The 6,635-nt window shown below is 64.5% G+C and carries 8 protein-coding genes; all 8 read right to left on the reverse strand.

Features of this window, described 5'->3' with window-relative positions:
* Window positions 1–625: IMP dehydrogenase (locus V2B31_RS01500; RefSeq protein WP_328274605.1), on the reverse strand; the 625-nt coding region annotated here is incomplete at its 3' end.
* A 192-nt stretch (window positions 626–817) separates the two neighbouring features.
* On the reverse strand, window positions 818–1,150 hold the full coding sequence (grxD, locus tag V2B31_RS01505) for a Grx4 family monothiol glutaredoxin (protein WP_328274607.1): 333 nt from the start codon (window positions 1,148–1,150) through the stop codon (window positions 818–820).
* A 60-nt stretch (window positions 1,151–1,210) separates the two neighbouring features.
* Entirely contained in the window at window positions 1,211–1,444 is a 234-nt protein-coding gene (locus V2B31_RS01510; protein WP_328274609.1) for a BolA family transcriptional regulator, read from the reverse strand.
* Window positions 1,445–1,455: 11 nt separating this feature from the next.
* Window positions 1,456–1,773, reverse strand: a complete 318-nt coding sequence (locus tag V2B31_RS01515) for a DUF1476 domain-containing protein (protein WP_328274611.1) — start codon at window positions 1,771–1,773, stop codon at window positions 1,456–1,458.
* A gap of 53 nt (window positions 1,774–1,826) precedes the next feature.
* Window positions 1,827–2,438 (reverse strand): 3-isopropylmalate dehydratase small subunit, encoded by a 612-nt coding sequence (gene leuD / locus V2B31_RS01520; protein ID WP_328274613.1) that lies wholly within the window; start codon window positions 2,436–2,438, stop codon window positions 1,827–1,829.
* Between the two features lie 112 nt (window positions 2,439–2,550).
* Window positions 2,551–4,002, reverse strand: a complete 1,452-nt coding sequence (leuC, locus tag V2B31_RS01525) for a 3-isopropylmalate dehydratase large subunit (protein ID WP_328274615.1) — start codon at window positions 4,000–4,002, stop codon at window positions 2,551–2,553.
* Between the two features lie 255 nt (window positions 4,003–4,257).
* Window positions 4,258–4,944, reverse strand: a complete 687-nt coding sequence (locus V2B31_RS01530; protein WP_328274617.1) for a glutathione S-transferase family protein — start codon at window positions 4,942–4,944, stop codon at window positions 4,258–4,260.
* Between the two features lie 392 nt (window positions 4,945–5,336).
* Window positions 5,337–6,635: isocitrate lyase (locus V2B31_RS01535; RefSeq protein WP_328274619.1), on the reverse strand; the 1,299-nt coding region annotated here is incomplete at its 5' end.

Genomic DNA, 6,635 nt, shown 5'->3' on the forward strand with positions numbered 1-6,635 from the left:
TGGTCGCCTGCGGATAGGTGACGGCCTTCTCGATATCCTTGACGGTGATGAGGCCGACGCAATGATAGGCGTCGTCCACCACCAGCAGCTTTTCGATCCGGCGCTGGTGCAGCAGGCGTCGGGCCTCGTCCTGCCCGACGCCGGCCTTGACCGTCGCCAGATTATCCTTGGTCATGAGTTCGCTGACTGGCTGGTTCGGGTTTTCGGCAAAGCGGGTGTCGCGATGGGTCAGGATGCCGACCAGCTTGCCCGATTGCTCCACCACCGGAATGCCGCTGATCCTGTGCCGGGTCATCAGCATCTGCGCATCGGCCAGCGTAGCGCTCGGCAGGATGGTGATGGGATTGACCACCATCCCGCTCTCGAACCGCTTGACCGCGCGCACCGCCTCCACCTGCTCCTCGACCGACAGGTTGCGGTGCAGCACGCCGATCCCGCCCAACTGCGCCATCACGATCGCCATGTCGGCTTCCGTCACCGTGTCCATGGCGGAGGACAGGATCGGGATGTTGAGCCTGATCTCCTTCGTCACCTGCGTGCTGGTGTCCGCCTGGCTCGGCAGCACGTCCGATTCGCCGGGCTGCAACAGCACGTCGTCAAAGGTGAGGCCAAGGCGGATATCCATGGGGCGAGCCACTTTCTGATGCGGGACGTGGGGGCAAGTCCCAGGGGATTTGTGGCGGCCCATGTAACCACTTCATGGGGGAACGGCCAGACCCCTTGGCGCATTTTGTTGCGCGGATGCGAACGGACGGTGGGCATGAAAAAGGCGGACCGCCAGAGCAGCCCGCCCCTCAAAAATCCCGCGACTATGGGTTCAATTCGCCGCGGCGACGCCCTGATCGGTCATGAGCTGCTGCAACTCGCCCGCTTCGTACATCTCCATCATGATGTCGCTGCCGCCGATGAACTCGCCCTTCACATAAAGTTGAGGAATGGTCGGCCAGTCCGAAAAGGCCTTGATCCCCTGCCGGATGCCCTGGTCCTGAAGCACATCGACCGTGTCATAGGCGACACCCAGATGCTCCAGGATCGCGATCGCCCGGCTGGAAAAGCCGCATTGCGGGAAGAGCGGCGTCCCCTTCATGAAGAGCACCACGTCATTGCCCTTGACGATCTCGGCGATCCGCTGCTGCACGGCGTCGGTCATGTCTCTCTTGTCCAATCTGTCTGGCGCCGCCATGCGGGCGGCGCGAATGTCTCAAGCCGATTAATTGGGAACGGCGGTGGTCAGTTGCAAGGCGTGGAGCACGCCGCCCATCCGCCCGCCAAGCGCCGCATAGACCGCGCGCTGCTGCGCCACCCGGCTCATGCCTCGGAAGCTCTCCGCCACCACGCGCGCAGCATAATGGTCGCCATCACCCGCCAGATCGGTGATCTCGACCTGCGCATCGGGAATAGCGGCGCGGATCATCTCCGCAATGTCGTCGGCGGCCATCGGCATGGGATGCGGCCCTATTCGATGAACATGCGGCGCGCAATCACCGCCTGTTCGTCCAGCGCAACACGCACGCCCGCCTCATCGATGTCGACGCCGGCGGAGGTCATGTCGCCCACCAGCTTGCGGATCACATCCTCGTCGCCCGCTTCCTCGAAATCGGCCTGCACCACCGACTTGGCATAGGCGTCGGTCTCTTCGGGGGTCAGCCCCATCTTCGCCGCCGCCCATTCGCCGAGCAGCCGGTTGCGCCGCGCCTGGATACGGAATTCCATCTCCTGGTCATGGGCGAACATATTCTCGAACGCTTTTTCGCGGTCGTCGAAGGTGGTCATGCGTCAAGAACCCCGTTTGGATCGATTATCCTGTGATAGGGAGGGCGGGCGCTTTACGCAACGGCGGCGGGCACGAGCCAGGGCTGTTCCTGCGCCAACCGGTCCTCGTAGCGGCCGATCACATCCGCCTCGCCTAGAGTCAGGCCGATCTCGTCCAGCCCGCCAAGCAGGCAATGTTTGCGAAACGGGTCGATCTCGAAGGAAAAGCGATCCTGATATTGCGTCGTGACGGACTGCGATTCCAGATCGACGTGAATGGGATCGGGCGTTCCGTCGGTTCCTTGGGCGACCTCCATCAGCCGGTCGATGGCTTCCTGCGGCAGAGCGACGGTCAATATGCCGTTCTTGAAGGCGTTGCCGGAGAAAATGTCGGAAAAGCTCGGCGCGATCACCACCTTGATGCCAAGGTCAGCGAGCGCCCAGGCGGCATGTTCGCGGCTCGATCCGCAGCCGAAATTGTCGCCCGCGATCAGGATCGGGCTGCCGGCATAGTCGGGATCGTCGAAGACATTGCCCGGCTCCTTGCGCAGCACCTCGAACGCACCCTTGCCCAGGCCCGATCGCGAGATGGTCTTGAGCCAATGCGCCGGGATGACGATGTCGGTATCGACATTCTTCATCCCGAACGGATAGGCGCGGCCTTCGACAGTCGTCAGCTTTTCCATCAGCGCGCCTTCCTGGCCTCCGCGGCAGCCGGCGTGTCCTCGGCGCGGCCGAGCGTGGCGGCCATGGCGGCGCTCGCCAGCGCGCCCAATGTCAGCAGCCAGAATATCTTCTTCACAGCGCAACCCCCTCTTTCTCTTTCATCAATTCGCGCACGTCAGTTAGTCGGCCGGTGATCGCGGCGGCGGCGGCCATGGCAGGCGACACCAGATGGGTGCGCGATCCCGGCCCCTGCCGACCCATGAAATTGCGGTTGCTGGTCGACGCGCAGCGCTCGCCCGCCGGCACCTTGTCCGGGTTCATGCCGAGGCAGGCCGAGCAGCCCGGCTCGCGCCACTCGAACCCGGCGTCGAGGAAGATGCGATCCAGCCCCTCTTCCTCGGCCTGGCGCTTGACGAGGCCCGATCCGGGAACGACCATCGCGTGCTTGACGCCGGGCGCTTTCGTGCGCCCTTTCAGCAGCGCGGCGGCGGCGCGCAGATCCTCGATCCGGCTGTTGGTGCAGCTGCCGATGAAGATATGCTCGATCGCCACGTCCTGCATCCGCTGCCCGGCGGAAAGCCCCATATAGTCGAGCGACTTGCGCGCGGCGGCCTGCTTGCTGGGATCGGCGAAGCTGTCGGGATCGGGGACCACGCCCGTCACCGGCACGACATCCTCGGGGCTGGTGCCCCAGGTGACGGTCGGCACGATGTCGGCCGCATCGATCACCACCGTCTTGTCGAAGGTCGCGCCCTCATCCGTATGCAGCGTCCCCCAATAGGCGACCGCCGCGTCCCAGTCCGCGCCTTTCGGAGCCATCGGCCGACCCTTCAAATACGCGAAGGTCTTCTCGTCCGGCGCGAACAGGCCCGACCGCGCGCCCGCCTCGATCGACATGTTGGCGACGGTCAGCCGGCCCTCGATCGACATGGCGCGGAATACCGATCCGCGATATTCCATGACATGACCGGTCCCGCCCGCCGTGCCGATGCGGCCACAGATGGCCAGCGCCACATCCTTGGGCGTGACACCGGGGGCCAGTTCGCCCTCGACCACGACTTCCATGGTCCTGGACTGCTTCAGCAACAATGTCTGCGTGGCGAGCACATGCTCGACCTCGGACGTGCCGATCCCGAACGCCAGCGCACCCAGCGCGCCGTGCGAGCTGGTATGGCTGTCGCCGCAGACCAGGGTCGTGCCCGGCAAGGTGAAGCCCTGCTCCGGGCCGATCACATGGACGATGCCCTGCTCTATATCCGCGTCACCGATCAGCCGCACGCCGAATTCGGGCGCGTTCCGCTCCAGCGCGGCGAGCTGCTGCGCGCTCTCCGGGTCGGCGATCGGGATGCGGTTGCCCGCCGCGTCGCGGCGCGGGGTCGTGGGCAGATTATGGTCGGGCACCGCCAGAGTCAGGTCGGGCCGCCGCACCTTGCGTCCGGCAAGCCTGAGCCCCTCGAATGCCTGCGGGCTCGTCACCTCATGGACGAGGTGCCGGTCGATATAGATAAGGCAGGTGCCGTCCGGGCGGCGCTCGACGACGTGCGCGTCCCAGATCTTCTCGTAGAGGGTGCGGGGCTTAACCATGATGCCCCTCCCCCTAGACCCGTCCGCCCGATCAGGAAAGGGGCGGCGGGACCGAAAGCGGCAGTTTTTATCGCCGGTACGGCAAGAAAGTTACACCGCCCGTAAATCGCCAATCTTCCTGCTAGGCCGCTCAACGGCTTATAGAATGAGGTAAGCTGTTCCCCGGCGAAAGCCGGGGCCCAGGGCGCCACGCGCAGCGCCTTAACCCCTGGACCCCGGCCTCCGCCGGGGAACCAAGCTGAGTATTTAGGTAAGTTACACCGCCCGATAGTCCGCCACGATCCTGCCCGCCGCGCCGATCTCCGCCTCATGGCTATCCTCGCGCCAGGTTTCCGCGAGCGCCGCTTCCTCCCACCGCTTCATCGCGGGGTGCGCCAGCATATGATCGACCCAGCCCTGCCCCACCGGCCCCACATCCAGCCCATAGGTCCTTACCCGGAACGCGACAGGCGCATAGAAGGCGTCGAGCGCGGTAAAGCTGGCCCCGGCAAGGAATGGCCCGCCGAAGCGATCCAGCCCCTCCTCCCACAATTCGCGCAGCCGCGCGATGTCGCGGTGGAGCGCCGGCGAGGGCATGTGCGGCTCCACGCGCACCCCGACATTCATGGTGCAGTCGTTCCGCAGCGTCGCAAACCCGCTATGCATTTCCGCGACCGCGCATTGGACGAAAGCGCGCGCCGCTTCATCTGCCGGCCAGACGCCGGAATGGCGATCGGCAAGATAGAGGGTGATGCCGAGCGAGTCCCACACCGTACGGTCGCCGTCAATCAGCGCGGGCACCTGCCCGGTGGGCGAGAAGCTGCGGAAGGCGGCATAGTTGGTGGCCGACGCAAACGGCTCGATCCGGTCCTCGAAGGGAATGCCCAGCGCCGTCATCAGCACCCAGGGGCGCAGCGACCAGCTGCTGTAATTCCGGTTGGCGGTGATGAGCATATAGGACATGGCGCGTCTCCCATGGCTGGACGGCCCGAGCCTTAGAGCATCGAGCCTTTGATCTGACCCGTTCGCTTCGAGCAGGTTCGAGCGGAGTCGAGAACCGTCAGTCGAGAAGGTCGTCGCAAGCGTTCTCGATACGCTTTCTCGACTTCGCTCGAAAGCTACTCGAACCGAACGGCAGTGGTTCGGATTTGACGCTCGATGCTCTAGCCGATCCGCCGGTCGCGATACAGGCGGAACCGCACGGGATAATCATAAGCGGACCTTATGAAAAAACGGCCCGGCGGCGTGCGCCGGGCCGTCCAGTCCTTCCACCCAAGCGCGCGGGATGTCTGCACAGTCCCGCGCGATGGCTCTTGGCAGCCTGTCAGGCCGCGAACTGGTTCCCCCGCAGCCTGTCAGGCTGCAAACTGATTCATCGTATTATGCGCGCCGCCGGCCTTCAGCGCAGCCTCGCCGGCGAAATATTCCTTGTGATCGTCGCCGATGTCGGAGCCGGCCATATTCTGATGCTTGACACACGCGATGCCCTGGCGGATTTCCTCGCGCTGCACCTGCTTGACGTAACCCAGCATCCCTTCCTCGCCGAAATAGCGCTTGGCGAGATTGTCGGTGCTGAGCGCGGCGGTGTGATAGGTCGGCAGGGTGATGAGGTGGTGGAATATGCCCGCCTCGCGCGCCGAGTCCTTCTGGAAGGTGCGGATGCGCTCATCCGCCTCCTGGCCCAGTTCCGTCCCGTCGTAGTCGACGCTCATCAGTTTCGCACGCTCATAGGCGCTAAGGTCGCGGCCTTCCTTCTCCCACGCATCAAAGACTTGCTGCCGGAAGTTCAGCGTCCAGTTGAACGACGGGCTGTTGTTATAGACCAGCTTGGCGTTGGGAATGACCTCGCGGATGCGGCTGACCATCCCGCCGATCTGGCCGATATGCGGCTTTTCGGTCTCGATCCACAGCAGGTCCGCGCCGTTCTGAAGCGCGGTGATGCAATCGAGCACGCAGCGGTCCTCGCCGGTGCCGGGACGGAACTGATAAAGGTTGCTCGGCAGCCGCTTGGGCTTGAGCAACCGGCCGTCGCGGCTGATGAGCACATCGCCATGGCCGATCGCGGCGGCATCGACCGGCTCGCAATCGAGGAAGCCGTTATAAAGATCGCCGATATCGCCCGCCTCGCGGGTATAGGCGATCTGCTTGGTCAGCCCCGCGCCCAGGCTGTCGGTGCGCGCGACGATCACGCCGTCATCGACGCCCAGTTCCAGGAAGGCATAGCGAACCGCGCGGATCTTCGCGATGAAATCCTCGTGCGGGACGGTGACCTTGCCGTCCTGATGGCCGCACTGCTTTTCGTCCGAAACCTGGTTCTCGATCTGGATGCAGCAGGCCCCTGCCTCGATGAATTTCTTGGCGAGCAGATAGGTCGCCTCGGCATTGCCGAAGCCGGCGTCAATGTCGGCGACTATGGGGACGACATGGGTCTCATAATTGTCGATCGCGTGCTGGATGCGCTGCGCCTCGACTTCGTTGCCGGCGTCGCGCGCGGCGTCGAGGTCGCGGAACATCATGCCCAATTCGCGCGCATCGGCCTGCCGCAGGAAGGTGTAGAGTTCCTCGATCAGTGCGGGAACGCTGGTCTTTTCGTGCATCGACTGGTCGGGCAGCGGGCCGAACTCGCTGCGCAGCGCCGCGACCATCCAGCCCGA

Source organism: Sphingobium sp. (assembly GCF_036170395.1).
Classification (GTDB): Bacteria; Pseudomonadota; Alphaproteobacteria; order Sphingomonadales; family Sphingomonadaceae; genus Sphingobium.

Coding starts and splice junctions, on each gene's coding strand:
- grxD (WP_328274607.1), bottom strand. CDS start 1,150: ATGACCGACGCCGTGCAGCAGCGGATCGCCGAGATCGTCAAGGGCAAT.
- V2B31_RS01530 (WP_328274617.1), bottom strand. CDS start 4,944: ATGTCCTATATGCTCATCACCGCCAACCGGAATTACAGCAGCTGGTCG.
- leuC (WP_328274615.1), bottom strand. CDS start 4,002: ATGGTTAAGCCCCGCACCCTCTACGAGAAGATCTGGGACGCGCACGTC.
- leuD (WP_328274613.1), bottom strand. CDS start 2,438: ATGGAAAAGCTGACGACTGTCGAAGGCCGCGCCTATCCGTTCGGGATG.
- V2B31_RS01515 (WP_328274611.1), bottom strand. CDS start 1,773: ATGACCACCTTCGACGACCGCGAAAAAGCGTTCGAGAATATGTTCGCC.
- V2B31_RS01510 (WP_328274609.1), bottom strand. CDS start 1,444: ATGCCGATGGCCGCCGACGACATTGCGGAGATGATCCGCGCCGCTATT.